25 protein-coding genes are annotated in these 26,959 nt (G+C 59.4%); 12 read left to right on the forward strand and 13 right to left on the reverse strand.

Features of this window, described 5'->3' with window-relative positions:
* Positions 1-190 precede the first annotated feature (190 nt).
* On the reverse strand, positions 191-1,081 hold the full coding sequence (locus GOQ28_RS01350; protein ID WP_160355128.1) for a LysR family transcriptional regulator: 891 nt from the start codon (positions 1,079-1,081) through the stop codon (positions 191-193).
* Between the two features lie 108 nt (positions 1,082-1,189).
* Between GOQ28_RS01350 and GOQ28_RS01355 the strand changes: the two genes are divergently transcribed.
* Together GOQ28_RS01355 and GOQ28_RS01360 are read left to right on the forward strand one after the other, a co-directional pair.
* Positions 1,190-2,350: a TauD/TfdA family dioxygenase gene (locus tag GOQ28_RS01355; RefSeq protein WP_160355129.1), complete on the forward strand. Its 1,161-nt coding sequence runs from the start codon at positions 1,190-1,192 to the stop codon at positions 2,348-2,350.
* Positions 2,347-3,213, forward strand: a complete 867-nt coding sequence (locus GOQ28_RS01360; protein ID WP_160355130.1) for an isocitrate lyase/PEP mutase family protein — start codon at positions 2,347-2,349, stop codon at positions 3,211-3,213. Before GOQ28_RS01355 ends, GOQ28_RS01360 begins: the two co-directional genes overlap by 4 nt.
* A gap of 438 nt (positions 3,214-3,651) precedes the next feature.
* Here the strand turns inward: GOQ28_RS01360 and GOQ28_RS01365 are convergent, their stop codons facing one another.
* The 5 genes from GOQ28_RS01365 to GOQ28_RS01385 form a co-directional block, all read right to left on the reverse strand.
* The gene (locus GOQ28_RS01365) at positions 3,652-4,335 is read right to left on the reverse strand and encodes a GntR family transcriptional regulator (RefSeq protein WP_160355131.1); all 684 of its coding nucleotides are present in this window, start codon (positions 4,333-4,335) and stop codon (positions 3,652-3,654) included.
* A 75-nt stretch (positions 4,336-4,410) separates the two neighbouring features.
* A complete protein-coding gene (locus tag GOQ28_RS01370) occupies positions 4,411-5,370 on the reverse strand; it encodes a tripartite tricarboxylate transporter substrate binding protein (RefSeq protein ID WP_160355132.1) in 960 nt (319 codons plus the stop codon).
* Positions 5,371-5,400: 30 nt separating this feature from the next.
* Positions 5,401-6,153 (reverse strand): SDR family NAD(P)-dependent oxidoreductase, encoded by a 753-nt coding sequence (locus tag GOQ28_RS01375; protein WP_160355133.1) that lies wholly within the window; start codon positions 6,151-6,153, stop codon positions 5,401-5,403.
* Positions 6,150-7,925 (reverse strand): acetolactate synthase catalytic subunit, encoded by a 1,776-nt coding sequence (locus GOQ28_RS01380; RefSeq protein WP_160355134.1) that lies wholly within the window; start codon positions 7,923-7,925, stop codon positions 6,150-6,152. The genes GOQ28_RS01375 and GOQ28_RS01380 overlap by 4 nt, the downstream gene beginning before the upstream one ends.
* 570 nt (positions 7,926-8,495) lie before the next feature.
* Entirely contained in the window at positions 8,496-8,924 is a 429-nt protein-coding gene (locus GOQ28_RS01385; RefSeq protein ID WP_160355135.1) for a hypothetical protein, read from the reverse strand.
* 234 nt (positions 8,925-9,158) lie between these two features.
* On the opposite strand from GOQ28_RS01385, the gene GOQ28_RS01390 reads away from it, so the two are divergent.
* The 3 genes from GOQ28_RS01390 to GOQ28_RS01400 all read left to right on the forward strand — a co-directional run bounded on the left by GOQ28_RS01390 (position 9,159) and on the right by GOQ28_RS01400 (position 12,200).
* Entirely contained in the window at positions 9,159-10,295 is a 1,137-nt protein-coding gene (locus GOQ28_RS01390; protein ID WP_160355136.1) for a GNAT family N-acetyltransferase, read from the forward strand.
* Between the two features lie 250 nt (positions 10,296-10,545).
* Positions 10,546-11,205 (forward strand): hypothetical protein, encoded by a 660-nt coding sequence (locus tag GOQ28_RS01395; protein ID WP_160355137.1) that lies wholly within the window; start codon positions 10,546-10,548, stop codon positions 11,203-11,205.
* Between the two features lie 80 nt (positions 11,206-11,285).
* Complete coding sequence (locus tag GOQ28_RS01400) at positions 11,286-12,200, forward strand: LysR family transcriptional regulator (protein WP_160355225.1); 915 nt, start codon at positions 11,286-11,288, stop codon at positions 12,198-12,200.
* A gap of 35 nt (positions 12,201-12,235) precedes the next feature.
* Here GOQ28_RS01400 and GOQ28_RS01405 read toward each other — a convergent pair whose 3' ends face one another.
* From GOQ28_RS01405 to GOQ28_RS01435, 7 genes are all read right to left on the reverse strand, one after another.
* The gene (locus GOQ28_RS01405; RefSeq protein ID WP_236844178.1) at positions 12,236-13,099 is read right to left on the reverse strand and encodes an amidohydrolase family protein; all 864 of its coding nucleotides are present in this window, start codon (positions 13,097-13,099) and stop codon (positions 12,236-12,238) included.
* Between the two features lie 2 nt (positions 13,100-13,101).
* Positions 13,102-14,163 carry an isocitrate/isopropylmalate dehydrogenase family protein gene (locus GOQ28_RS01410; protein WP_160349182.1) on the reverse strand — a complete coding sequence of 354 codons (1,062 nt, stop codon included), beginning with the start codon at positions 14,161-14,163 and terminating at the stop codon, positions 13,102-13,104.
* A 24-nt stretch (positions 14,164-14,187) separates the two neighbouring features.
* Complete coding sequence (locus tag GOQ28_RS01415) at positions 14,188-15,204, reverse strand: Bug family tripartite tricarboxylate transporter substrate binding protein (protein ID WP_236844179.1); 1,017 nt, start codon at positions 15,202-15,204, stop codon at positions 14,188-14,190.
* 18 nt (positions 15,205-15,222) lie between these two features.
* On the reverse strand, positions 15,223-16,197 hold the full coding sequence (locus GOQ28_RS01420; RefSeq protein ID WP_442862069.1) for a tripartite tricarboxylate transporter substrate binding protein: 975 nt from the start codon (positions 16,195-16,197) through the stop codon (positions 15,223-15,225).
* Between the two features lie 75 nt (positions 16,198-16,272).
* The gene (locus tag GOQ28_RS01425; RefSeq protein ID WP_160349183.1) at positions 16,273-16,905 is read right to left on the reverse strand and encodes a GntR family transcriptional regulator; all 633 of its coding nucleotides are present in this window, start codon (positions 16,903-16,905) and stop codon (positions 16,273-16,275) included.
* 139 nt (positions 16,906-17,044) lie between these two features.
* Positions 17,045-18,043, reverse strand: a complete 999-nt coding sequence (locus GOQ28_RS01430) for a tripartite tricarboxylate transporter substrate-binding protein (RefSeq protein WP_160355138.1) — start codon at positions 18,041-18,043, stop codon at positions 17,045-17,047.
* A 212-nt stretch (positions 18,044-18,255) separates the two neighbouring features.
* Positions 18,256-18,957 carry a GntR family transcriptional regulator gene (locus tag GOQ28_RS01435; RefSeq protein ID WP_160349185.1) on the reverse strand — a complete coding sequence of 234 codons (702 nt, stop codon included), beginning with the start codon at positions 18,955-18,957 and terminating at the stop codon, positions 18,256-18,258.
* A 146-nt stretch (positions 18,958-19,103) separates the two neighbouring features.
* On the opposite strand from GOQ28_RS01435, the gene GOQ28_RS01440 reads away from it, so the two are divergent.
* From GOQ28_RS01440 to GOQ28_RS01470, 7 genes are all read left to right on the forward strand, one after another.
* Entirely contained in the window at positions 19,104-20,147 is a 1,044-nt protein-coding gene (locus tag GOQ28_RS01440; protein WP_160355139.1) for an Ldh family oxidoreductase, read from the forward strand.
* Positions 20,144-21,358: an iron-containing alcohol dehydrogenase gene (locus GOQ28_RS01445; protein ID WP_236844181.1), complete on the forward strand. Its 1,215-nt coding sequence runs from the start codon at positions 20,144-20,146 to the stop codon at positions 21,356-21,358. Before GOQ28_RS01440 ends, GOQ28_RS01445 begins: the two co-directional genes overlap by 4 nt.
* A 32-nt stretch (positions 21,359-21,390) precedes the next feature.
* On the forward strand, positions 21,391-22,833 hold the full coding sequence (locus GOQ28_RS01450) for an NAD-dependent succinate-semialdehyde dehydrogenase (protein WP_160355140.1): 1,443 nt from the start codon (positions 21,391-21,393) through the stop codon (positions 22,831-22,833).
* A gap of 61 nt (positions 22,834-22,894) precedes the next feature.
* A complete protein-coding gene (locus tag GOQ28_RS01455; RefSeq protein WP_160355141.1) occupies positions 22,895-23,806 on the forward strand; it encodes an amidohydrolase family protein in 912 nt (303 codons plus the stop codon).
* A gap of 151 nt (positions 23,807-23,957) precedes the next feature.
* Positions 23,958-24,941, forward strand: coding sequence for a tripartite tricarboxylate transporter substrate binding protein (locus tag GOQ28_RS01460; RefSeq protein WP_160349189.1), 984 nt, complete (start codon positions 23,958-23,960; stop codon positions 24,939-24,941).
* 29 nt (positions 24,942-24,970) lie between these two features.
* Positions 24,971-25,447 carry a tripartite tricarboxylate transporter TctB family protein gene (locus tag GOQ28_RS01465; RefSeq protein WP_160355142.1) on the forward strand — a complete coding sequence of 159 codons (477 nt, stop codon included), beginning with the start codon at positions 24,971-24,973 and terminating at the stop codon, positions 25,445-25,447.
* A gap of 3 nt (positions 25,448-25,450) precedes the next feature.
* Positions 25,451-26,950 (forward strand): tripartite tricarboxylate transporter permease, encoded by a 1,500-nt coding sequence (locus tag GOQ28_RS01470; protein WP_160355143.1) that lies wholly within the window; start codon positions 25,451-25,453, stop codon positions 26,948-26,950.
* The last annotated feature ends 9 nt before the right edge of the window (positions 26,951-26,959 follow it).

The following is a 26,959-nucleotide window of genomic DNA, read 5'->3' on the forward strand; positions in this document are numbered from 1 at the left end:
CTGTCTCTCCATCCCGCCTGATATTAGGTCTGCCAGTAGTCTATTCACACACCGGTCTTGAAGAAAAGCGAACTTATTTGAACTTCTTCGTAAAAAAATTTGATTAACAAGGTGGCAGCGGGCACCCCTGTTTCTCCCTCTCTACAGCGCAAAAACGTCTTTGCCTTCTCCCGTGTAGTCGGCATGAAGCTCACGTGGATAAACGTTTCTGGTATTCCATAGAAGCGTGCGCCATGGCCTCGCGCACGACATTTAATGGCCGGCTGTCGCCGTCCACTTTTCGTGTCACCATGGACAGCTGCAATATGGGTGCCGCCTTGCCCAGTCGAAAGATGCGCACCGGATAGCTGTGCAGCGTGGCGGGGTCGGGACGCTGCACAACCGACAGCCCCAGTCCGGAACTGACCATCGCCACGATGGCTGAGGCATTGTCGAACTCCAAGGTACTGCGCACGTCACCGATCTGACTCGCCACGTACTGTGCAGCCATACTGCCGGTAACTGTTTTCCGGTCATATCGGATCCACTCCAATTGCCGAAATAGCGTCGGGATGGGCGTGTCGGCGGTATCTGGCGGCGTCACAATGACGAGTTCGCGTCGCAGCATAGGCGTCCAGGACAGCCGGCCTGCCTTGATCTCGGGCGGCTGCGCCACGAGCGCCGCGTCGATCTCACCCGCCTTAAGAGCGCTCAGCATCTGGCTACTGCGCCCTCGGACCGGAACCACGTCGAGCTTCGGGTGACGAGTGCGGATATAGCGCAGCATGCCAGGCAATACGGCCGGCTGCATCGACTCGATAATCCCGATCCGCACCACGCCCTCAATCGCCAGCGGCGTGCCCGATCTCAACGCTTCAAGTCCCTTCAGTGCATCACGCAGCGTGTCGGCTACCTCATGGGCGAGTTGCGTGGGGCGCACTTGCAGACCAGAACGATCGAACAGGGGTTTGCCCAAATAGACCTCCAGCTGCTTCATCTGCATGCTGACCGCACTAGGGGTGATGTTCATCAAGCGCGCCCCGCCTACAAACGTCCCGGTCTGTAACACCGCCTCCAACGTGGCGAAGGTCTCGATCTTCATCAAAAATCCTTATCAAACTGTTCAAATTACATCGCTATTCTAAATTAAGCGCCCTGTCTACACTGCCCGTTGTTAGCTAAATCACTAGAGACATCACGGAGAAATCGGATGACAGCCATCGCGCAAAATCGCCCGCAACCTTGGAAAGCGGAGCAAGTCCGTCAAGACGATTCATGGATTCTGCGACTGACGGCCGAGGAGGTCGACGGCGTGCGAGCCGCGCTGGCCCACGCCAAGCAACTGGACAAGCCGCTGCTGTCCATGGAACAGGCCGATTTCCCGCTGCCGGAGGTTTCCCGTCGCGCCTTGCAGGCCGCCATCGACATGACCCAACAACGTTGGGGACTTTGTTTGCTGAAAGGCTTTCCCGTTGACGAATGGACTGAAGAGGAAACGCGCCTGGCGTACTGGGGCATGTCGCTTTATATGGGCGTAGGCCGCACTCAGAATCGTGCCAGCCAGTTCATTAACGACGTGCGCGACGCGGGCGGTGAGTACAAAGTCAAAGGCGGACGCGGTTACAACACGAATGCGGGCCTGGATTTTCACCAAGACTCGTGCGATGTCGTGGCCCTGCTATGCCGCCGCACGGCAAAATCGGGTGGCACCAGCAAAGTCGTCAGCTCGCTCGCCCTGCGTGACGAAATCCAAAAGCGCCGTCCCGATTTGATTCCCGTGTTGCAATCCCCGTTTTTCCACAGCTATCAGGGCACGCAGGACCCCACGCAGCCTCCCTACTATCGTCTGTCGATCTTCGGCACACACCCCGAGTATTTCGCTGCACGGACGAACCGCAAGAACACGGTCGCCGCACAACGTGATTTCCCCGAGATCCCCCGCCTGACCGAAGCACAGATCGAAGCCCTGGATCTGTTGGACGAACTGATGCCCAGCGACGAGTTCTGCTATTCGATGCAACTGGAGCGCGGCGATCTGCAGTTGTTGAACAATTATGTCACCCTGCACTCGCGCACGCCGTTTGAGGACTACGAGGATCCGGATCTCAAGCGTCACCTCCTGCGCCTTTGGCTTGCCATCCCTGGTTCGCAGCCTTTGCCGGATAGCTGGGTGGAGTATTACGGCGACGTGCGTGCGGGCTCCGTACGCGGGGGTGTGCGCGGCAGCTCGATTACCGAGGAATTCCTGGCCTATGAGGAGCGTCAGGCACGGGCGATGAATATGCCCTTTGAACCCTGGAAGCCCTACATCACCAAGGATGAAATGGACGCCTATATCGCCACCACGCAATCCGGAGCCGTGCCCGCATGACTACGCCCTCACTCCGCGAACGACTCGCGAGCGGCCCTGCGGTCCTCGCCCCAGGCGTCTATGACGCGATGACGGCCCTCATTGCCGAGCAGATGGGATTCGATGCGCTTTATCTGTCAGGCGGGGCAGTCGCCTACACCCAGCTCGGCCGATCCGATGTGGGGCTAACCACGGCCACCGAGACGGCAGATGTTCTGGCTCGCATCACCGACCGGGTTTCTTTGCCGGTGATCGTCGATGGCGACACGGGTTACGGTAATGCGCTGAATACGCAGCGTACGGTTCGGGATTTCGAGCGCGCGGGCGCTGCGATGATTCAGTTGGAAGACCAGACCTTTCCTAAACGCTGCGGCCATCTGGAAAACAAGACCTTGGTGTCCACCCAGGAAATGTGCGGCAAATTGCGCGCCGCGCTCGATGCCCGTCATTCGAGCGACACTCTGATCCTGGCCCGCACCGACGCCGTCGCTGTTGAAGGACTGGATGCTGCACTGGAGCGCGCTGACGCCTATCTGGCCTGCGGCGTCGATGCCTTATTTATCGAAGCCGTCGTCTCCGCAGCCGATATGGACCGCGTCTGCGGAAAATACGCGGCCACGGTACCGTTGCTGGCCAACATGGTGGAAGGGGGCAAAACGCCGGTCGGCAGCGTCGATGAGCTGTCCGCACGAGGCTACAAAATCGTCATCTACCCGGGCGGAACCGCGCGATTTGTCTCGCGTCAATTGCAACGCTATTACAGCAGTCTCAAAACCCACGGAACCACTCAGCCGCTGTGGGGCGAGATGAATGACTTTAATGAGCTCAATCAATTGATCGGAACACCCGAGCTTCTTGAGCAAGGTCGCAAGTACTCGGCGTAATCTTCGCCATCGCGTCTGCGGTGAGGCACCGCAGACGTGTTGGGACAATCAAAACGCAGACACGGCCTGTGCAATGCATGAGGCTAAGAGCGGGTAAAGACGGTAAGGCCTTCGCGCGGCTCCAGTTCTTAAGCGTGGACAGATTGGTCTTAGCACCAAGTCACGAGATTGGACAGTGCCCCATCTGCTTGTAGAGACCTTCTCCCATCTCCAGTTTTAAATACTCATTGAGGGGGCAGGCCCGGGAAAGTGCAAGGTAAACCCTCAGGATGACTGGCACAAGGGAATTGTATAAGCGCGCCAATAGAGCCGAGACCTAAAGGTTGGCCCGAACTCATAGGCATGCCCCTGCCTGGTCTTGCGCTTCGCCGAAAACTAGATTGCGCGTTTGAAGTCTCCGTGTACGGAAACATTGATTCGAACACGATTTGAGCGCGACTAAGTGTCAGAATTTAGTGCCTCGATGCGTCGGCGGATATGTTCTCCGGCATAACGCAAGTCATGCTCGACAGCGGCCTGTGCTGCTGTGGCATCGCCTTTTCTCAGCGCTTCAAGCATCACCACATGGGGATGAATTTCTAGCGGCTGATAGCCGGGATCATACAACAGGCGTAGAGACGGGCCGCATCGCATCCACAACGAGCGAACAATTTCTTCCAGAATAGGCATGTCGGCCGCTTTGATGAATTGCGAGTGGAATTGCTCGTTTTCGTACAGTGCAGCATCGATGTTGCCGTCGGCCTTGTGCTGGGCGAGTCGCTCGTGGATGGTTGCGAGTTTGTCGACGATGGAGGGATCTGTGGCCGCCTTTTTAGCCACCTCCGCCGCGGCGTACCCTTCGAGTTGGACCCGAAGGTTGATGATTTCGGAGTAGGTCTTGGCGTCAATGACGGGGACATGCGCCACGCCTCGCTCATCAAGTGCGAGCGCACCTTCCGACACCAACCGTTGAATGGCGTCTCGCACAGGCGTGGGGCTGATGCCGAACTTCTCGGCCAATGTCCGATACACCAACCGTTCGCCGGATTGCACGCGACCTTGAACGATCGCCGAGCGGATTTCCCGGTACGCGATCTCTGACAAGCTAGGCTGACCGACGATTGGTTTGAATGCTTGTGCCATTCGTTATGAGTAAATGGGTTTGATAAAAGAAAATGGCCCGAGAAAGCCTGGCTCTCCCGGGCCGCCGTGGCTATTTTAGTTGGTCATGCGCGGCAGGTTCGCAGCTTTGATCGCGGCACCCATCGTCGTATACCCCTCTTGCAAGGCAGCCTTATATTCCTTGCCGGTGAGCCCCGCCGGGTCAATCCCGGTGTTTGCAACGCGCTTGGCCACTTCCGGGTTATTGATGGCATCCAGGCATGCCTTCTCCAGTCGTTGGACGGATTTGGGATCCGCTCCGGCACGCACGCCTAAACCCACCCAGGAATCAACCGAGACAGGGTAACCCGCATCTCGCATCGTGGGCACATCGGGCAATTCCGGCCAACGCATCGGGCTTGCAGACGCCAGCAGCCGCATTTTGCCCGCCTGCACGTGCGGGAGGATGTCGGACGGGTTCTGAACCAGCGCTTCAATATGGCCGCCCAAAAGCGCAGTCGTCACTTCGCCGCCCGATTTATAGGCGATTTGCTCGAATTTTCCGCCCGTCACGCGCCCCAATTCGAGCAGTGCGATGACGTTCGGCGTCGAGGTGCCTCCAAAGAAGATGCTCTTGCCTTTCTTGGAAGCCGCTACCAGATCGTCAAGGGTTTTGTATGGGGAATCCGCCCGCACGGCGACGCCGTAACGATAGCGTCCAAAGCCGCACACCCAATCAAAGTCATCGAGCTTGTAGGTGATGTCCTGCAGGTGAGGGGAGATCGCCTGAGTGGCGTAAGTGACCACGCCCACTTGATACGGGTTCGGTTGCTGCTTAGATAGCCAAGTGACAGCCAAGGTGCCGAGGGCGCCGGCGCGGTTATCAACAATGACCGGCTTACCCAACTCCTTTGAAAATCCATCCGCAAAAATGCGTGAAGCCACGTCGGTGTTGGACCCTGGGCCATAGTTGACCGTCAATGTGACTTCCCGCTCCGGAAAATTGGTTGGGTTGGCCAGGGCAGGTTGCGCCAGGGCCAGGGCGGAAAGGCTAAGCAGAATTTTGGTGCATTTCATGGTTGTCTCCTCCAGTTTTGGAATGGTTCGTCAATTCATATAGGCGCCGCCGTTGACGTCAACACAGCTACCAGTGATGTAGGACGCATCGGGCGAAACAAGGAATTGGACGCTTGCGGCAATCTCATCGGGACTGGCAAAGCGCCTTGCGGGAATGAGGGTCTTGGCGTGTTCCAAGAGCTCGGGACGCGTGGTGCGGCTAAGCGGCGTGTCCACTCGCCCGGGAGCCACGCAGTTCACCGTCACCCCTTGTTCGGCGTAGGTGCCAGCAAGGGCCCGTGAGAAGCCGAGCAGTCCTGCCTTGGACGAGTGGTAGTCGAAGCTCGCGGGTCCGACGTGCATCCGGGCCGAGCGCGAAGAGATGCTCACGACCCGTCCATAGCCGGCTTTGGCCATTTGCGGGATTAATTCTCGGCAAAAGACGAACGGGGCCACCAGGTTGATCCGATGACAATATTCCCAGTCCTCGACCTTAATTTCTTCGAGGGGGACCGGCCCTCCATTGCCCTTTGGAGAAATGCCGGCGCAATTGACCAAGATGGCTACGCCCCCGAGCTTTTCAATTGCATCCTTGGTGGCTGCGACGATTTCCTCTTCTTTGGATACGTCGGCCACACGAGTGAAGACCTTCCCCGCGTTTGGCGACAGATCCGCGGTGATCGCCTCGATATTGGGCGAACGGTCCAAGAGGTAAAGGTCGTGCCCAGTTTCAGCCAGGCGTTTGGCCACGGCCAGGCCGATGCCGCTTGCGGCGCCGGTAATCAGTGCAGTAGTTTGCTTCATACGTGCAGATCCAAGTCGGCGTAGTTGGAGAAGGGCGGGAAGGCGTTCTGATCGCAACGGATCTCAATGAGGGTGGTCACGTCATTGGCCTTGGCTTGCTTTAGCGCTGCTGCAATTTCCGAGGGCTGATTGACGGCAATCGCTTCACAACCGGCACCGCGCGCCACCGAGCAGTGGTCGACCGCAGAGAAATTCACAGCCGTGGAGTGCGTGCCGAAACGCACGTTATCGGCATGTTTGGAAAAGCCCAGGATGCTGTTATTGAGCACCATGAGGATGACCTTCAGGCCCATCCGACGTGCCGTCTCAAGCTCAGACCAAACGTGCCCAAAGCCGCCGTCGCCCGAGAGGCAGTAAACCGTAGCGCCAGGGGCGGCAACCTTGGCGCCCAGGGCCATCGGCAAGCCCCAGCCCAAGCCGGCCATGCCGCGCGGAGTGAGAAATCGTTGCCCAGGACGCTGAGCTTTCAGGTAATTCACCGTCCAGAAAGACGAGTAGCTGGCGTCTGAGACGACGATGTCGTCAGCCTGCAGTACGGCATTCAGTTCGGTCATCAGGCGCTCGGGGCGGATGGGTGAGGCATCCGAGTGCAGCACCGCGCGAGCTTCTTCCAAATGCTTAGCCTTGCCGTCGGCGATACGGTCTTCGACGCTCTTGCGGGCGTTGGCACGCAGCGTCAGATCCACACCTGTCATCGCGTGAGCTAATGCCTCAAGCGTTTCTTTTGCGTCACCCGGTAGTCGCAGGGCTTCGTAGTTGCGGCCGATCTCCAGGCTATCGATGTCGATATGGATGTAATCGGCGTGTTTGGGATAGAGCTGGTAGGAGTCCGTGCCGTTCTGGTTTGTGCGATTGCCAACCAAGACGACTAGGTCGGCCTCGGTGATCAATTCACGCTGATAGCGCGTCGGGCTGTTTACGCCCATCGCAGCCCCCACAACGCCAATCGTCAGGGGGTGGGTATCTGCGACGGAGCCTTTGCCCATCATCGTCGTGGCAACCGGGATATGGGCTTCTTCTTGCAGCTTCGCTAGTGCGTCATGGGCACCAGAGAGGTGAACGCCACCTCCTGCAATGATTACCGGCCGTTGGGCCGTGGCGATCTTTTGTGCTGCTGCTTGCAGCTTTGCCGCAGGCGGCACCACACGATCCAAAGGGAAGTGTCCGAGGTTGGCGCGACGGGTAGGCGCCGGACCTTCTTCGAGCAGCATGTCAGCTGGCAGCATCAAAGCAACCGGGCCCGGACGGCCGGACGCGGCGATCGTAAACGCCATGTCGATATAGTCTTCTACCCGAGAGGCGCAGTTCACCACTCGCGCCCACTTCGTGCAGCCAGCGAAAAGGCTCAGGTGATCGTATTCCTGGAAGGCGTTCTTATCGGTCAGGTTCCGATTTACGTCTTGGACGAGCGCCACCATCGGGGTTGACGCTTTCATCGCCTCGCCCATCGCCGCGACCAATAGGGTGGCGGCTGGGCCGTTCTGAGCGGCAACCACGCAGACCTTGCCAGAGATGCGGGAAAAGCCGTCGCCCATATAGCCGCCCGCGTTCTCGGTGCGGTACCCAACCTGGGTGATGCCGAGCTCCTCGCAGGTGAGCATTAAGAGGCTGGGAATGCTTTGGCCAAAAACGTGCGTGACGCCATGACGAATCAGCGCGCGCGTAATGGCATGTGCGGCAGTGTTCTTGCCGGCCAGTTTGAAGCCAGGAGATTTGAGTGGCCCTGGGCGCGTATCTACAGAGGGGCCTTGGCCATTTGCTGCGGTATCCATGGTGTTGAGAGTCTCCGTTTAATCCACCGTGGAGTCATGATATATCAAAGATCAAACACCAAACATCAAGGGTTTGTACTAATTTGGGTCAAGGGGAGCGGGCGGGGAAAGGGAAGAAGAGGAGGATTAATACATGGTCATATGAGTGGAGAAATATTTCCCCTCACATGAGAGAACGAGAATTGATCTCGGTCGAGAATGTGCCCAAACCTGTGGTCTGCGGCAAACGGCACGATGGGCAACTCTGCATGCAAGATGCTGTCTCACTAGCCGCTATGGGGTTTGTATGAATACGAAAAGTGGACTGCTACCGCAGCCCGGTTGAAACAGGATGAGTGAGACGCGCTCAACATGTGAGACGGTCCGAGGGAGACGACTTCCGAAGCCGAGCCCCGTGCTTGTCCTGCATGTTTGAAGGCGTCGGCTTTCCTGCGTACCACCGTGAAGCCAGGGCGCTCGGCTCGGACTTGGGCGTCGTCTCGCTTACCGCTCTTACCCGATTTTCTGGCGGCTATCCAACACGCTCGCGCGTATGCTCATTGGAGCGAAGCGACCGCTCGCCGGCTGTGTTCAGTTGCCAACCTTCCCACAGATCGGTTCCTCGGCCAGCGCATTGACGATCTCAACCAGTACCGGCCCATTTTCCTGGTAATCGCGCGCTTTGATCCGGTCAACCACGATATGAATCGCGTCGGTGCGATCGCTTGCTTTTTGGCAGTCATACGAAGCGCTCACGTTGCGTATCGCCATCCGCGCTTGTGGTGTAGCGGCTTCCATCGCACCGGTTTTCAGCAAGTCCGTCGCATAGGTGAGCGACTGCAAGGTCATCTCGAACATTTTGCGGCAGTCTTCGGAAGGCGAGCCGCCTTTTCCATTAGCCGAACATTCCTTCATGAAATTGGCGGTGGTGCCGAACTCGTCGGCCGGATCCTTCTCCTGGGCGCAGGGGGCACTGGCCGATGCGCAGACCAGTACGGCGGTAACGATCAGATGTTTCATGACCCCTCCCGGGTGATAAACGCGGTGAAAACATGGATTCAGCCTCAATGGCTGTGGATGGGTTGGCAGGCGTGGCGCGACAATTGCCTTCCACCTTATGAGACTACTCCCGGTAGGAACCGTGCTGGGTGTCAGTCCATGACGCGCGTTACGAGATGCTGCCTTGGACACCTCAATGGCCCCGGCCACCACGCCCCCAGGCACGCTGTCTCTGGCCTCCTATATGATTGCGGGATGACTCAATCCGCCGTCTTAAGTGTTGTGCACACGTTATCGCAGGTGGACGCCAGCGCATGGAACGCCTTGGCGGGCGCAAAGCCGTTTCTGCGTCACGAGTTCCTGTCGGCTCTACACGAGACCGGCTGCGCGACGGCTGAGACGGGGTGGACGCCTGTCTATCTGCTCTTGCATCGGGACGCTCATCTGGCGGGCGCCGTGCCGCTCTATCTGAAATCCCACTCGCGCGGCGAGTATGTCTTTGACTATGCCTGGGCAGACGCATACGAACGGCACGGTCTACGGTATTACCCGAAACTCGTCAGCGCCATCCCATTTACCCCTGTGAGCGGGGCGCGGCTGCTTGCCCACAACGACGCGGATCGCGCCCTGCTGGCTCGGGGACTGATCGCTTTGGGACGGCAGTTCGGCTTGTCCTCCGTGCACGTGCTGTTTCCGTCCGAGGGCGACCGCGGCATCCTCCGCGACGCCGGATTCATGCTGCGCGAAGGCGTGCAGTTTCATTGGGAAAACGCGGGGTATACCGACTGGGCACAGTATCTCGCATCATTCAGCCACGACAAGCGCAAGAAGCTGCGCCAGGATCGTAAAAAAGTCCAAACCGCCGGTGTCACCTTTCGATGGGTCGAGGCCATGGATATCGACCCGTCAACCTTAGCCTTTTTCTACCGGTGCTACTGTGAGACTTATTACGCTCACGGCAACGCGCCCTATCTGAACGAGGAGTTTTTCCAGCGTTTGCGGCAGGAGTTGCCCCATTGTCTGGTGATCATCCTCGCCCTGCGGGGCGATCAACCGGTAGCGGCAGCATTGAACATACGCGGTGAACAGACGCTCTATGGCCGCTACTGGGGCACGATGGAGACCATCCCCGGGCTGCATTTCGAAACCTGCTATCTGCAATCCATCGAGTACTGCATCCAACATCGCATTGCGCGATTCGAGGGCGGCGCGCAGGGCGAGCACAAGATGGCGCGGGGACTGCTGCCTACGCCCACCTGGTCCGCGCACTGGGTACGAGATGCCCAATTTTCAGAAGCGATCGGCGATTTCCTGCGGCGCGAAACCCGTGCGATGGATGACTATCTGCAAGAGCTGACGCTACGCACGCCATATCGGCGTGGCGAGCGTTGACGGCCGTCGCCACGCCTGTGTTTGCGTCGATCCAAGCCCATGTGCGGGCGCTGATGGCGAAATACGCGGTTTAACCGGGAGCGCACTTCGCACGCGGCCGCTCGCGCGGGCCATCTCAAAATCAGAATAGTCTCAAAGCCTTCACGCTCCCGAATCGATACGATCAAAGTCCTCCCGCTGTCGGGATCGCGCTCGTTGCGATCCACCTCCGACCGCGGGTGGCCGCTGATTACCGAAACGGAGCTTTCTGATGTCCCCTCGCTCATACGCACAGCACAACCACCACCAATACGCCTCGGATTGTCTGCGGCCTGTGGCTGGTTGGGACATCTACAACGCGTACGCCATCCATCAGAACTCGCCGGTCAAGCGTATTGACCAGACGCTACATACTCGCTGCGACCTCGTTACCGCCCGGCTTCATGGCGATACGGTGCTTGAGGTGATCAACCCGTGGGGATTTCAAGATTTGCTCAGGTTGACCCAGCACGTTCAAGCCCGCGAGGATAAAGTCTGGCGTCAGACCCTGATTTTGAGAGACGAGGCGCGCGTCGAGCTCACGGCGTTAATCAGCGATGCCTCGCCAGGCACGCTGCGATTCGAGCTTGAGCGCGATTGTGTATTGAAGTTGTCAAGCGACTACCTCGCCGCGAGTCTCGCGCACCCCATGCATATGAAAGTGGACAGCGCGGGGTCTGCGATGTTGATCTTCGAGACGGCCGGCATCGATCTCAACATAAAGGCTACGCCGCTCTTGCACGGCCTGTCGGGCACGGGTTGCCGCGTCACAGTGGATCCGGCGGTATCGGCCATGCTCTTCCCCTTCGTATGCGTGTTGGTTGGAAGACTCTTTATCGCTCCGCGCTGGACATTACGTCAATTTATGATTATTAATTGTCCACTTAAGTGAAACTGATGTTGAAGGGGTAAATGCCTATGCAGCCCGCTGACCTGGTGGACGCCCGAGACTGAGACCGTCTTGACTGGAATCTGCTGCGCACCTTTCTGGTCATCGTGCAGGAGCGCAGCATCAGCGGCGCGGCCGGGAAGCTGCATTTGACACAATCCGCGGTCAGTCAGGCGCTCAAGCGGCTGGAAGAGCAGCTCGACAGACGCCTGATCGAGCGACACAACAAAGTCTTTACCATCACCAAGGCGGGCGAGGAGGTTTGCCGGGCCGCGGAAGGCATCTATGGCAGCGTCGCGCAACTGCTTGCGCATGTGTCCGAGACCGAAGAGGAGGCCTCGGGGCGCATCCATCTGCTGGCCGCCAGTCGCATTAATTCGCAGGTCTATGACAATTTCTGGGCGGCGTTTCACCGCGATTACCCGCGCATTGAGGTGCAAATGGACGTGCGGCCCAGCAGCGAGATTGTCACGCTGATCCAGCAGCGCGTCGGCACGGCTGGCATCGCGTTATGCCGGCAGATGCCCAAGCGGCTGGAACACAAAGTCTTTCTCCATCAGCGCTACGCGCTTTTCTGCGGCCGTAACCACGCGCTGTTTGGGCGGAAAGACGTGCACATCGAAGACCTGATGGGCGAGAACTTTGTGTCGTTTGCCAGCGATGCGTTGGGCGACAGCCTCTCGCCGCTGACGATATTTCGCGATCAGCGCGGATTTTCAGGCAGGGTGGTGGCGACCTCCAAGCAGTATGACGAGGTCAAACGTCTGCTGATTGCGGGCTTTGGTATTGGTTGCCTGCCGGAACACAGCGTACGACGCGATTTGGCGGAGGGGCGGCTGTGGCGTCTGCCACCGGGTGAGGGGGTTTGCTCGGTGGATCTGCACCTGCTGTGGCATCGCGATGTGCAACGCACGCAGGCCGAATCCGTTTTCCTAAAATATTTTCGTGACTATATCGATGCTTTCACGATGGCACAGCGGTTGGAGCCGGCAGAGTAGGGGGGCTTTGGACGAGCACACCCGACCCTGAGCGCTCAGAAAGCGTATAGCCGCGCCGCATTACTCACCAGCACTCGCTGCCGAATCGCCTCGTCGGCGAACCAGCTATCGATTCCTTGCGCCAGCTTTTGCGTGCCGATGCGCCGATAGGCACTGACTTCGTGCGGCGACTTGCCCGGCTCTCGATTGGTATGCGGCCAGTCGCTTGCCCACAGCACGCGATCGGGATTGCTGGCGATGAACGCAGTCGCCAGCGCCGTTACCGCCTCATCGGCCGTCTGCGAAGGATCGATCCGATACGGGGCAGACAGTTTGACGTAGGCGGCCCCCGTGCTGATCAAGCGCAGTACTGTCTGCACGTTCGCATCCTCGAGCGACGTGCCTGCAAGCACCCCGGCGAAATGATCGAGCACCACCGGCACGGATAGCTCCGCCAGTACCGGCGCCGCCTGGGCGATCACGCCAAGTGACGCGTAGACCTGCAGGTGCCAGCCTAGCGGCTGAAGCCGTTGTGCCCATGCCTGCAGATCCTCGCGCATACGCGTGACGTCGAGGCTACCGGAACTCTCCAAATTCAACCTTAAACCGCGCACGCCACACGCGTCGAACGCGTGAAGAAGTGCATCGGGGGCCTCCCGGTCCAAGACCACCACGCCGCGCGCCGCGCCGTTCATCGCATGCAGTGCGTCCAACATGCAGCTGTTGTCCGTGCCATATACGCTAGGCTGGACAATGACCGCGCGGGTCAGCCCGAGCGCGTCCATATGCTGTTGGAGGTCCAACACAGACGCGACATCAGGCGTGTAATGGCGATCGTCCACCATGGGATATCGGGCACGGTCGCCGATGATATGGACGTGGCAGTCACAGGCGCCGGCGGGCAGCGTTGGCGTGTTCATGTTCAGGCTTTCCGCAGGTGGTCCACGACGGCAGCGCCCGCGGCGCGCGTGCCCAAAGTCCCGCCGACATCAGCCGTACATTGGCCAGCCGCAATGCAAGCAGCGACCGCTTGCTCGATGGCGGCACTCGCGTCCACGAACTTACGACCGCCCTTGCGTTGCCCGTACCACGACAGCAACATGGCGGCCGACAACAGCTGCGAAGCCGGGTTCGCGATGTCTTTACCCGCGATGTCCGGCGCCGAGCCGTGCGCGGCCTGACCCATGGCGTGGTCGCGCCCCGCGTTGAGCGAACCGCCCAAGCCCAGACTGCCCGACATCTCCGCCGTCAGATCCGACAAGATATCGCCGAACATATTAGTGGTCACGACCACGTCATAGCGGTCCGGGGCGCGCACCACATGCGCCATCATCGCGTCGACGATCACATCGTCCACACGCACTTCGGGGAATTCCTTTCCGACCTCATGGCACATGTCGATGAACATGCCGTCGCCAATGCGCAGCACGTTCGCCTTGTGCACGATGGTGACGTGCTTTTTACGCGTCATCGCTAACTCAAAGGCCGAACGGGCGATGCGCTCGCAGCATTGGCGGGTAATGCGTCGCAAGGACACGACGACATCAGGCGTGATCAGCATTTCGCTGCTACCCGATTCGATATTGCGGTCCGCATAAAAACCTTCTGTGTTCTCGCGCACTACGACCAGGTCGAATTCGCCGAGGCGCGCCTGCATTCCCGGATAGGTGCGTGCCGGGCGGATGTTGGCGTAAAGATCAAGGCTCTTGCGAAAGAACTTGGACGGATTGATTTCGCCTTTCGATTCATCCTTGAAGTCATACGTCGCCATGGGCCCGAGCAAGAGGCCGTCGGCGGCCTTTACCTTGTCGAGCAGTTCCGGCCGCACCGTCGTGCCGTGCAACTTCAGACTATCGTGGCCGGCGACATCGTGTTCCAACTGCAAGCCGAGATCGAAGCGTTCTGACACCACGTTCAGCGCGTCGACGGCGACCGCCACGGTTTCTGGGCCGATTCCGTCTCCGGGCAATACTACTATTTTCATGACAATCCCTTGAATGAACTAAGCTTAATTTTCCGCACGCACGCCGGTCTGTTCGACCAAGCGTTTGTATTTGTCTTGTTCGCGACCAACGAATGTCGCGAATTCTTCGGCGGTAAACGGCCGGATGACAACGCCGTCAGCCTCGAAGCGCGCGCGGATCGCCGGGTCTGCCAATGCGGCGTTAATTTCACGATTTAGGGTCGTGACGACATTGGCGGGCGTTCCCGCAGGTGCGAAGTAACCGCCCCACAAACTGAATTCGAACCCGGGCACAGTGCTTTCCGCAATGGTTGGCACATCCGGCAGTGCAGCAATACGTTCCGGCGTCGATACGGCGAGCGCGCGCAGCTTGCCAGCGGAGACATGAGGCATCGCGGCGGCCGCGCTGGAAAAGAAAAAGTCGACATGGTTGCCAAGCAGATCCGTCATCGCCTGACCCGCGCCTTTATATGGCACATGCACCATCTTCGTTTTAGTACCTAACGCCAGGGCGGCGGCAGCCAAATGTCCCGGCGTGGCGGTGCCAGACGAGGCATAGGAAACCCCTTCTGACTTGGCCTTGGCCGCTTCGATCAGCTGCGACAAGGACTGATAGGGCGAATTGGTGGGAACCACGAGCACCAATGGCGAATCGCCCACCAAGGCGACGGGCAGCAGCTCCTTCTGAGGGTCATAGCCCGCATCCCGCATCGCAAAAGGATTCACCGCGATCTCGCCGGTCTGACCTAGCAGCAGCTTATAACCGTCCGGCTTCTCGCGGGCGATCATCCGCGCGCCGATCGCGCCCGATGCGCCCGGCCGGTTTTCGACGACTACGGTTTGCTGCAGCGACTTGCCGAGCTTTTCTCCGAGCAGTCGCGCGAATACATCTCCTTGCCCGCCCGGCGCATACGGCACAATCACCGTGACCGGATGCGCGGGATACTCGGCTTGCGTCTGCGCAAAAGCGAGCGGGCTGATCGTCAGCCACGCGGCCGCCGCACCCACGCCCGCGAGTAAACGGCGCCGCGCAGGCCGCATGTGTTTCGAAAAACGCGTCATAGGGGTCTCCTAGCCGGATTACTTCAGGCGCATGTCAAATTGTTTGACTACACCGCGCCACAAAGCCAGCTCTTGCGACAGCGCCTCGGCAAACGCCTGTGGCGGGCCCGCAAACAGCGTCGCGCCTTCGTTGGTCAAACGTTGCTGCACCGCGGGCGTCGCAGCAGCTTCATTGACCGCGACGTTCAGTTTCTTCACGATTTCTTCAGGGGTACCCGCGGGCGCCAAAACGCCCCACCATGTGGAGATATCGAAATCTTCCACGCCGGCTTGCGCCATGGTGGGCGTATCGGGAAATAAGTCAGAGCGTTCATTGCTGGTGACCGCCAGTAGCTGCACGCGCCCTTCCTTGACCTGTCCCAATATCGTCGGCACGGTGGAGAAAAACACCTGGACGCGTCCAGCCAGCAGATCCACCGTAGCGGGGCCGCTACCTTTGTATGGAACGTGGGTCATCTGTACGCCGGTCTTTTGCTTAAACAACTCGCCCGCAAGGTGATTGATGCCGCCCGCGCCGGAAGAACAGAAATTCAGCTCGTCCGGGCGCTCGGTGGCGTGCTTGCGCAGCGCGTCAATCGATGTGATGCCTGAATCCTTGTTCGCCACCACCAATAGCGGGCCTCGGCCAATCAGCGCGATGGGAGCGAACGACTTCTCCACGTCGTAAGTGCTGGAGACCTCGGCCGCGGCATTCGTGACGAAAGTCGAAGTCGCAAATAGCAGCGTGTATCCGTCCGGATTCGCGTGTGCGACCATATTGGCGCCAATAGAGCCGCCGCCGCCACCGTGATTCTCGACCACGACTGATTGACCCAGACGCTCGCTCAGCGTACGCGCGATATCGCGTGCGATGCTGTCGGTTCCCCCGCCGGCGGAGAACGGCACGACCAACTTAATGGGCTTGTCGGGAAATGACTCGGCGCAAGCGAGCGCCGGCAGCATGCAGGCCGCTGCGATGCCGAGATAACGGCGGATTTGTTTTAGATACAGCATGAAGGTGTCTCCTCTCAACCTAGATGATTTCTTCTCTCGAGCGTATCGTCCCGATATCAGGGGCGTTATTCGAGCTTATGTTTGTTGCCGTAGCAACTTCAGTCGCTCCAGATAGGCTTGATGAATATGATGGCGCGCAGCGGTGCCGGCGCGTTCCGGGTCGCGGCTGCGGATGGCTGCCACGATTTCGTGGTGTTCTTGCAAGGCAATACGGGCGCGCGATTCGGAGCTCAAAGTACTGCGCCCCAATAAGTACGTGGTGTCCGTCAGCGCGCGAAGCGAGCGGATCAAATGGCGGTTATGGGCGGCGCTGTAGATGGCGTCATGAAATCGCAAATTCAGCGCCACGGGGTCGGCATCGCCTTCATCCAAAATGGCCTGCATATTGTCGATCTCGGCGTCCGTGGCATGGCGTGCAGCCATCGCGGCGGCAGCCGATTCCAGTACTTCGCGCATGGAATAGAGCTCGCCGACCTCTTGCTGATCCATGGTGGCGACGACGAGTCCGCGCCCCGGCTCATACCGCACAAGCCCCTCGTCCTGAATACGTTTCAAAGCTTCACGCACGGGAGTGCGGCCCATATCCAGTAACGATGCCACTTCGATTTCTCGCAGTCGCATCCCGGGCGCGAATTGGCCGGAACAGATTTGCTGTTTTATCGCCTGATAGGCTGAAAAAGCGCGGGATTGGGTGGCTGCAATGGGCATAACGAGACTGATCTGTGTCCGATATATTTTTGCATACAAAAATATATCGGACAATGGCGCCGTGTGATCAGTGCTCGCCATGCGCCCGAGCGCGTCGGGCTTGGGTACGGCCACCGCGTCGCTGGCCGTTCACATCGGGTTAGTCGACGCGAGCGCCCGATTCTTTAACCGCCTTTGCCCACTTCTCGGACTCGGCCGCGATGAATTGCTTGAACTGTTCAGGCGTCATTGCCTGCGGATTCGCGCCCATGGCCATGAAACGTTCGCGCACTTCTGGTTTCGCCAGTGCTGTTGCGACGTCTGCGGAGACTTTGTTCACGATGTCGGTCGGCGTGCCAGCAGGCGCCAGCAGTCCGAACCAGCTCGAGGCGTCATAGCCATCCACGCCAGCCTGCGCGATCGTGGGGATGTCAGGCAGGGCGGGCGATCGCTCTTTGCTGGTCACCGCCAGCGGGCGCAGCTTGCCGGCCTTCAAAAATCCCATCGACGAGGGCAGGTTGTCGAAAATCAGGTCGGCTGATCCGCTCATGACATCGGTCAGCGCGGGACTGCTGCCCTTGTAGGGCACATGCGTCATCTTCGTGCCGGTCATCGCCATGAAGAGTTCGCCTGCCAGGTGTGTCGACGTACCGTTGCCCGTTGACGCCATATTGACCTTGCCTGGATTGGCTTTCAGGTAAGCGATCAGATCCGCGACGGAACGAATGTTGTGGCGATCGGCAAATCCGGGGTTCAGCTCAAGAATGTTGGGAACGGGGATCACCATCGAGACCGGCGTGAAATCCTTAACCGGGTCGTACGGCAGAGAGCTGTAGACAGATTGGTTGATCGCGTGCGTGCTGACGGTACCCATCAGCAGGGTATAGCCATCGGGCGTGGCGCGTGCCGCAGCTGCGGTGCCGACGTTGCCGCCAGCGCCTGCGCGGTTCTCGACCACCACGGGTTGTTTCCACATCTGGCCTAATTCAGCAGCCACGCCGCGCGCTGCAATATCGGTGGTTCCTCCGGCAGGAAACGGCACCATGATGGTGACCTGACGCGAGGGATAAGCGTCAGCGGCATGAACGGCGGAAGCTCCCAGCACAGCGGCGGCAACGGCAGCCGACAAAACGGAACGGACGAGGGATTTGATAAGCACGGAGGTCTCCAGATGCACCTGCCGCTGGGGAAAGTTGGCTAGTTCCTCAGCGAGCGTGTTGTAAATTGTTGTAAGACAAATATAGGTACGCTGCCGCTACTTGTCAACCAAGTTGGCAGGTTCGCGTTCGTCGTTCCAAATCCGGGCGAGCGGCTGGGAGCCGCTTATCGGGGAAGCGATTTCGGGGTCGTACGAGCTTGTCTTGCGGTGCTTTAGGACGGCATTTTGAAGTAGGGCTCCATCCTGTCCCTGGAAGAAGAAATATGTACGACCATGGCGCTTTTGGCGGCCTGCGCGTCGCCCAGTCTGATCGCATCGAGGATCGCAAGATGTTCCTTGATCGCCTCCTCGGCAACGGTGGAGTGATAGCGCAGCCGAAACAGATTCATATGGGCGTAGAAACCATGCAAGGTGTCAGCGAGCACTTTATTTCCGCTGAAGGAAGCAATCAACGCATGAAACTGCCCGTCAAGCAGCGCGAAGCGACCGTAATTGCTGTGTGTGTCCTCACCCACCAAGCCGGCCATCTTGTCGCAAAGATCCTTGAGCTGTTTTAGTCCAGACTTTGTGATTTTCTGCGCGGCCCAATAAGCGGCTTCCGGCTCTAACAGCAGCCGTATCGCATACACATCGCGGAAATGTTCGCCAGAAGGAAGCGGGGCAGCGCTATAGCCGGAGTTGTGTTTCTTGACGACCAGGCCCTCGGTCTCCAGGCGGATCAGCGCGGCACGGATGGGCGTTTGGGAAACCCCAAATTGTCTGGCTAACGCGTCGACTGACAGCCGTTCACCGGGCTGAACTTGCAAGGAGATCAATAACGTGACCAACGCTTCGTAAATGTCCTCGCTCAGGGAGGCACGTTGCTGAAGGGGCGCTATGTAAGCGTGATCCATTTTTTCGCGCAGCGGTTTCATGTTCGTGCCGTTCGGCCGTGTGAATGGGAGTGCGTAGTTTATCTCTTTTGCGTTGACTCAGCGATATCCGATCGGATACGATATTTGAAATCGAAGAGAATAAAGCCTGGCTGGAGACACAAGCGGGCATGCTATCAAGAGGTCTTATGCCCACTGTACAAACCCTGCAAGCGGCAAGCCTGCAAGCGTTAAGGCGAGCCGGCGTTCCTGAGACACAGGCCCTTACGCAATTATCGGTGTTGCTAGAAGCCGAACTGAGAGGCGTGGCCTCGCATGGCTTGCTGCGCTTGCCTCGCATCATCGAACGCATAAGGCACGGCGTGACGGATCCCGTCACGCGTGGAACGGGTGCGTGGCGCCGTGAAGCGCTATGGCAGGTTGACGGCTGCCAGGGGCTGGGCCCCGTGGTGGCGGTCGAGGCGCTAGAGCGCGTTTGCGACAAAGCGCAGGAAACCGGCGTCGCGATCGCTGCCGTGCGCAACAGTGATCATCTGGGCATGCTGGCCTGGTATGCGGAACATGTCGCCGCACGGGGAAAGATCCTGATTGCGCTCACGATCAGCGAAGCGCTGGTCCATCCTTGGGGTGGCCGTCAGGCCATGTTGGGCACTAATCCCATTGCACTGGGCATTCCGACAGGGGACGCTCCCTTTGTCTTTGATATGGCAACAAGCCTCGTGTCCATGGGCAAGATTCACGATCACGCAAGCCGCGATCTGCCGATCCCGGACGGCTGGGCCTTGGACAGCGAGGGCAATCCAACCAATGACGCACACGCTGCGAAACAGGGTGCGATTGCGCCGTTTGGCGGCGCAAAAGGCTACGGGCTCGCGCTCGCCTTTGAGCTGTTGGTCGTGAGCCTGACCGAGTCGGCAATAGGGCGGGATGTAAAAGGCACCCTGGATTCCACTGAGCTTTGCAATAAGGGTGACGTATTCATCGTGATCGAGCCTACGGCGCATGCCGGCCAACGGCTCTCGCAGTTTCTGACGCTGCTGCGTCAATCTCCCCCCGCCGATCCTAGCCAGCCGGTTCGCGTGCCGGGAGATCGCGCACAACGCGTGCGCGTGGCACAACTGGACAAAGACATCGCGCTGCCCGCCCCGCTGTGGGCGCGCATTCAAGAATTAGCAGGACAGGACCCGCATGCGACCGGGACCCTTCAGACCAACACCATTGAGGAAAGATGATGAGACTTGACTATGGAGTCACGCGAGCGCCAGCCCGGTTGATATTTGGCCCGGGACAACGGCGTGCGATCGGGACGGCCGCTGCCAGCCTGGGCAAGCGGGCACTGATCTGCACCGACGCCCGTTTTGGCGCCTTGCCGATCATGCAAGAGATCCTGAAGGATCTGGCCGAGCAAGGAGTTCAGACCCAGTTGTACAGCGAGACGGAAGCCGAGCTGCCGCTCGAAAGTATTCTCGCTTGCGTGGATCGTTATCGCGATTTTGCACCCGATGTCTTGATCGGGATTGGCGGTGGTAGCTGCGTGGACCTGGCCAAACTGGTCAGTTTGCTACTCGTTCATTCCGCGCCGCTGTCGCAATACTACGGCGAATTCAAGGTCCCGGGACCGATACTGCCGGTCATCGCGGTTCCCACGACCTCGGGCACGGGCGCCGAAGTCACTCCCGTGGCCGTGCTCGGCGATCCCGCGCTGACGATGAAGGTAGGCATCTCCAGCCCCGAGCTGATTCCTCATACGGCGATTTGTGATCCGGAGCTGACGCTCACCTGCCCGAAGGGACTGACCGCGATTTCGGGCGCCGACGCCATGGCGCATGCGATCGAAGCCTTTGCGGCCACGACACGGCAGGCCGACCCCGCGATGGCGATGACACGCGTATTCGTCGGCAAGAACGTGTTGAGCGACCATTACGCGCTGACGGCCATCAAGCTGATCTATTCCAATCTGCGACGTGCCACCAGCGAGGGCGGCGATTTGGATGCGCGCACCGCCGTGATGCTGGGCTCGACCTACGCTGGTTTGGCGTTTGGCAGCGCGGGCACGTCGGCTGCTCACGCGATTCAGTATCCGATTGGCGCAATGACCTCAACCGCGCATGGGCTAGGTATTGGTATCTTGCTGCCTTATACCATGGCGTTTAACTTACCCGTTGCGGCGGCGGACTATGCTGAAATCGGTCGTGCGATCGGTGTGGCATCGGCCGGGGATGCCGACGAAGACGCCGCGAAAGCCGCAATTGAAGCGATCCGCGCCTTGTTTGCCGAGGTGAGCATCCCGGTCAGCCTGCGCGCGATCGGCATAGATGATGCGCATATCGAAGACATCTCCACGCTCTCGATGAACGCGAAGCGCTTGGTGGAGAACAACCCTCGCCCGCTTGATCCGTCCGCGATCAAGGGCATTCTGGCCGCCGCAATGCAGGCGGAATGAGCACGGCCGCAACCGATAGATTAGGAAGTGACATGATCGATACGACATATCAAAACAAACTTTTTATCAACGGCGAATGGCGCAATGCGCAGCGTGAGGCCGCCATCGACGTGCTGAACCCTTCGGATGACAGTGTGTTGCTCCAAGTGGCTAACGCCAGCGCGGCCGACGCCATCGCCGCCGTGGATGCCGCTGCCGAAGCCGCAGAAAAATGGGCGGCCACGCCGCCGCGCCAGCGCTCGGAAATCCTGAGAAAGTGTTTTGAGCTCATGACGCGCGACGCCGAGTCGCTGGCTCAATTGATTTCCCTGGAAAACGGCAAGGCCTTGAAGGACGCCCGCGGAGAAGTGGCCTATGCCGCCGAGTTTTTCCGTTGGTTCGCCGAAGAGGCGGTTCGTATCAATGGCGATCTGTCCATCGCGCCGTCGGGCTCGAACCGGATTCTGGTGCAGTACCAGCCCATTGGCGTGGCCGTTTTGATTACGCCGTGGAACTTCCCGGCCGCGATGGCCACGCGCAAGATCGCGCCCGCGCTGGCCGCGGGTTGCACATGTGTGCTCAAGCCGGCCACCGCCACGCCGCTGACGGCCTACGCCATCGCCAAGATCATGGTGGAAGCAGGCGTCCCGGCGGGTGTGGTGAACGTGATCACGTCTTCGACGACCTCGGAAGTGGTCAATGCCATGCTGGACGATCCGCGCGTGCGCAAGCTCTCGTTTACCGGGTCGACCGAAGTCGGGCGAGTCTTGTTGCGCAAGGCCGCGGATCAAGTCATTCACTGCTCGATGGAGTTGGGTGGCAACGCGCCTTTCATCGTGTTCGATGATGCCGATCTGGACAAAGCGCTCGACGGTGTGATGATCGCGAAAATGCGCAATGGCGGCGAAGCCTGCACGGCGGCGAACCGTATTTTTGTACAACGTGGCATCGCGGACGAATTTTCACGCCGCTTGACCGAGCGCATGCAAGCGCTGAAGGTCGGCCCGGGCGTGGCCGAAGACACCGACTGCGGCCCGCTGGTTGACGCCGCGGCGGTCAAAAAGGTCGCCGAACTGGTTGATGATGCCGTCTCTCATGGCGCCAAACTGTTGTGCGGGGGCAAGCCTATGGATCAAGCCGGTTGCTACTATCCGCCCACCGTTCTCACCGATGTGCCGGCAGGCGTCGCCATGGAACGCGAGGAAATTTTCGGACCGGTCGCACCGCTCTACGTGTTCGACAGCGAAGAAGAAGTCATCGCCCGGGCCAACGACACGGAGTACGGGCTGGTCGCCTACGTGTACACGCGTGACCTCACGCGCGGTCTGCGCGTGTCGGGCAAGCTGGAGGCGGGCATGCTGGCATTGAACCGTGGCCTCGTGTCCGATCCCGCGGCGCCTTTTGGCGGCGTCAAGCAAAGCGGTCTGGGACGCGAAGGCGCGCACCACGGCGTGCTGGAATTCATGGAAGCCAAATACATCGCAACTGACTGGTGATGGCGTGCGGGCATGGCCTGGTCATGCCCGCGCAAAATGACCCGGCTCAAACAGAAGAATCATGAGCGATAACCTTTATGACGGCCCAATCGTCGATGCCCATCATCACTTTTGGGATCCGCTGAATAATCCCCATCCTTGGCTGCGGCCCGAGGTGAATATCCCGTTCCGTTATGGGGATTACAACCCGATCAAGCGCCGCTATTTTCCCGAGGATTATCTGGCCGACACGGCGCGACATAACGTCGTTCAATCGGTATATATCGAAACGGAATGGGAACCCACCGATCCCATAGGCGAAACGCGATTTATTAGCGCGCTGGCCGAGCGTGCGGGATATCCCAATGCCGTGGTGGCGCAGGCGTGGCTGCATCATGCCGAAGCGCACGACGTCCTGCGAGCGCAAGCGGAATTTCCGCTGGTGCGCAGTGTTCGCCACAAGCCGGGCGGCCCTGAAGCACCTGCAGAGGTGGGGCACAAGCAGACTCTCATGAGCGATGCGACGTGGCGCGACGGCTATGCGCTGCTGTCCGAGGTGGGGCTGCACTTTGACCTGCAAACGCCCTGGTGGAATCTGGCAGAGGCGGCACAGCTCGCGCGAGATTTTCCCGACACCACCATATTGCTCAATCACACGGGCTTGCCGTCGGATCGCAGCGAGGCCGGGTTGGCGGGATGGCGCGAGGCCATGGCGGCCTTCGCCAAATGTCCCAATGTGGCGGTGAAAATCTCGGGCATCGGTGTGCGCGGGGCTCCGTGGACCGTGCAAGCAAACCGATGGATCGTGGAGCAGGTTATTGGGCTGTTCGGCGTGGATCGCGTGATGTTCGCCAGTAATTTCCCAGTGGACGGATTATGTGCGACGTTCGACACAATATTTACGGGGTTTAAAACTATTGTGCGCGAGATGCCGTTGAGCGCCCAGGAAAATCTTTTCTATCACAATGCTCGACGGTTTTACCGGCTGGCCTGATTCGGCCCGCGACTAGGGAAAACGATCAATTCATCATGGAAATTTGTCTAACCATATCCGATCGGATATCGGTTATGATTTTATTTCCCCCGCCCGGCACCAATATATAAGTAATTAATGGCCGGGCTTCAATTCATAATTCGGAGACGAGATGCGTGAATTTGCCCGATTTTCAAAGAAACTAGGCCTCGCCGCACTGGTTTGCTGCAGTGCCTTGGTGGCCAGTGGCGCTGCGTACGCCAAAGAGTGGCCCAGCAAGCCCATCACGGTAATCGTTCCCTATCCCGCAGGCGGTGGTGCTGATATTGGCGCGCGCACTTGGGCGGGATTACTGGAAAAAGAGCTGGGCGTTTCGGTCAATGTGGTCAACCGCGGCGGCGGCGCGGCGATCCCCGGTCACTCGGCCATTGCCAATGCCAAGCCCGATGGTTACACCATAGGCGTGATCACCAACGACATAAGTCTTTATAAACCTCAAGGTCTGGCCGAACTGACGCACAAGGACCTGCGCCCGCTGGGCCAGGCGACGCAGATCGCATCCGCCATCAACGTGAAGAACGATGCGCCTTACAACACCTTCGAGGAGTTGGTTGCCGACATCAAGGCGAAGCCAGGGCAGCTAAAGGCGACTGGCGCCGCGCCCGGCGTGAACTGGCATATCTCGTTCCTGGGACTCATGATCGACCTGGGTCTGGACCCGTCAACCGTGATCTGGGTGCCCACGCAAGGCGGCACTGCGGGCCACTTGGATGTCGCGTCCGGTAACTCCACCTTCTCGACTGCCTCCATGGCCGAGGCAGCCGCACTGCTGGAGTCGGGCAAGCTCAAGGCGCTGGCGGTGATGACGCCGGAACGCTTGCCGCGCTTTCCTGACACGCCCACGCTCAAAGAATCGGTAGGTTCGGATTGGACTTACTCCGTGCTTCACGGTGTCGCGGGACCGAAGGATCTGCCCGACGATATCGCGCAGAAATTAACGGCGGCCTTGGGCAAAGTCATCCAGAGCGAAGAGTTCAATAAAGCCATGTCCGCGCGCGGCATCGATGTGATGTGGCGCGATGGCGCGCAATGGGATGCGTTGCTGGCCAACGACCTCAAGAGCACGACCGATATTCTGTCCAAGGTCAAGAAGTAAGCCTTCCACCAAACGCATCAGGAACGAATGTGCGAGTAAGCGATTCTTTGCTCGGTGTGCTGGCCGTGCTGTTTGGCGCGGCCATCCTTTGGCATATCCGAGGTTTTCCAGAGGTCCCCGGGCACTATTACGGGCCGAGCTTTTTCCCGGGTATCGTCGGGTGGGGGTTCATATTGTTCGGGGCCTTGCTGCTCGTACGCGTGGGACGCGAGGCACGTTGGCACGAAAAACTCGTGTCTTTTCCTGCATGGCGCGCTAATGGGAGGGGGACGGTTGCTGCCGTCGGGGTGCTGCTCGCCATCCAGGGCTTTAGCTATTTTGGCGACAGCATCGGGTTTCAGCTGCTCAGCGCGGCGATCATGGCCGCTCTCTTTCGGTGGTCGGGCCGTAGCTGGATTTTCTCCATCAGCCTGGCTATCGCGATCGCCGTGGTGCTCGACGCGCTGTTTAGCAAGCTGTTGAGCGTGCCGCTGCCGACGGGCCTTCTCACTAACTATTGGTGGTAGAGCATGGATTATCTGGTTCCCGCCCTGAACATGGTGTTTCAGGCCGATACGCTGTTGGTACTGGTGCTCGCCTCGCTCTTTGGCTTCATCGTTGGGGTGCTGCCCGGCGTGACGGCCACGATGGCCGTGGCCTTGATGGTGCCCATCACCTTCGCGCTGAGTCCGCTCGCGGCGATCGCCTCCATCGTTGCGGCGGCGGCGATGGTCATGGCTGCCGGGGACGTTCCAGGGGCGCTGCTGCGAATTCCCGGCACGCCCGCTTCAGCGGCCTACGTGGAGGATGCGCATAAACTCACCTTGCAGGGCAGGGCGGGCTATATCCTCGGTGTGGGTGCCATCTGCTCGATGCTGGGCGGTGTGCTGGGTTCGGGCGTGTTGATCTTTGCCGCGCCATTGCTCGCCGACGTCGCATTGAAGTTCAGCGTATTCGAGTTCTTCTGGTTGAGCGCGCTGGGGTTGAGCTGCGCTATCTTCGTGGCGGGAGACGACCCGATCAAGGGCGGTCTGGCGCTGTTGATCGGATTGATCATTTCTTGCGTGGGCATGGAATACTCTTCGGGCACGCCACGATTCACGTTTGGCAACGCCGATCTGCTCGAGGGCGTATCGTTTATCCCTGCCTTGATCGGCATGTTTGCCTTGCCGGAAATCCTGCGATCATTTCTGCGCACCAACAAGACCGAAGGGGCCGAAGCCGCGAAAGCGGTGGATGAATGGCGCAATGCAATTCGGTCGGTCTGGGACTATCGTAAGGTGGTGGCGCGCAGCAGTGGGCTCGGCTCGTTCATTGGGATGTTGCCCGGCGCCAGCGCCGATATCGCGGCATGGATGTCCACCGCGCTGGCCCGTCGATTCTCCCGCGAACCGAAGAAGTGGGGCACTGGGCATGTCGAAGGGGTGATCGCGGGGGCGAGCTCGAACAACGCGGCGTTGAGCAGCGCATGGATCCCCGCGCTGGTGTTCGCTATTCCCGGGGACACGATTACCGCGATCGCGATCGGTGTGCTCTACCTGAAGGGGATGAATCCGGGGCCGGCCGTCTTTATCAACAATGCGGATCTGGTGTACGCCGTATTCATAGTGTTCCTGCTCGCCAATCTATTGCTGCTGCCCTTTGGCTGGCTTGCCATACGTATCGCCAAAGTCGTCCTCAGGATTCCGCAACGACTGATCATGCCCGTGCTGCTGGTGCTGGCGGTCATCGGATCGTTCGCGATGAACAACGATTTTTCTGGCATCGCAGTGATGTTCTGGGTCGGCGTCATGGCCTATATCCTGGAAGAATGCGGCATTCCGATCGCGCCGATTGTCCTGGGCATCGTCCTGGGCAAGATCGTCGAACAAAACCTCATGCAGTCATTGATCAGCACGCAAGGCAATCTGCTGGGGTTCTTTGAGCGTCCCTTGTCCGCGGTCTTGGGGGTCTTCACGCTGGCGGTCTGGTGCTTTCCGCTGTTGAGGCGCATCGCGCGACGGCGCAGGGCCGATCACGGAGCGGCCTGAGTAGGTTCC

Source organism: Bordetella sp. 02P26C-1 (assembly GCF_009763255.1).
Taxonomy (GTDB): Bacteria; Pseudomonadota; Gammaproteobacteria; order Burkholderiales; family Burkholderiaceae_B; genus Bordetella_A.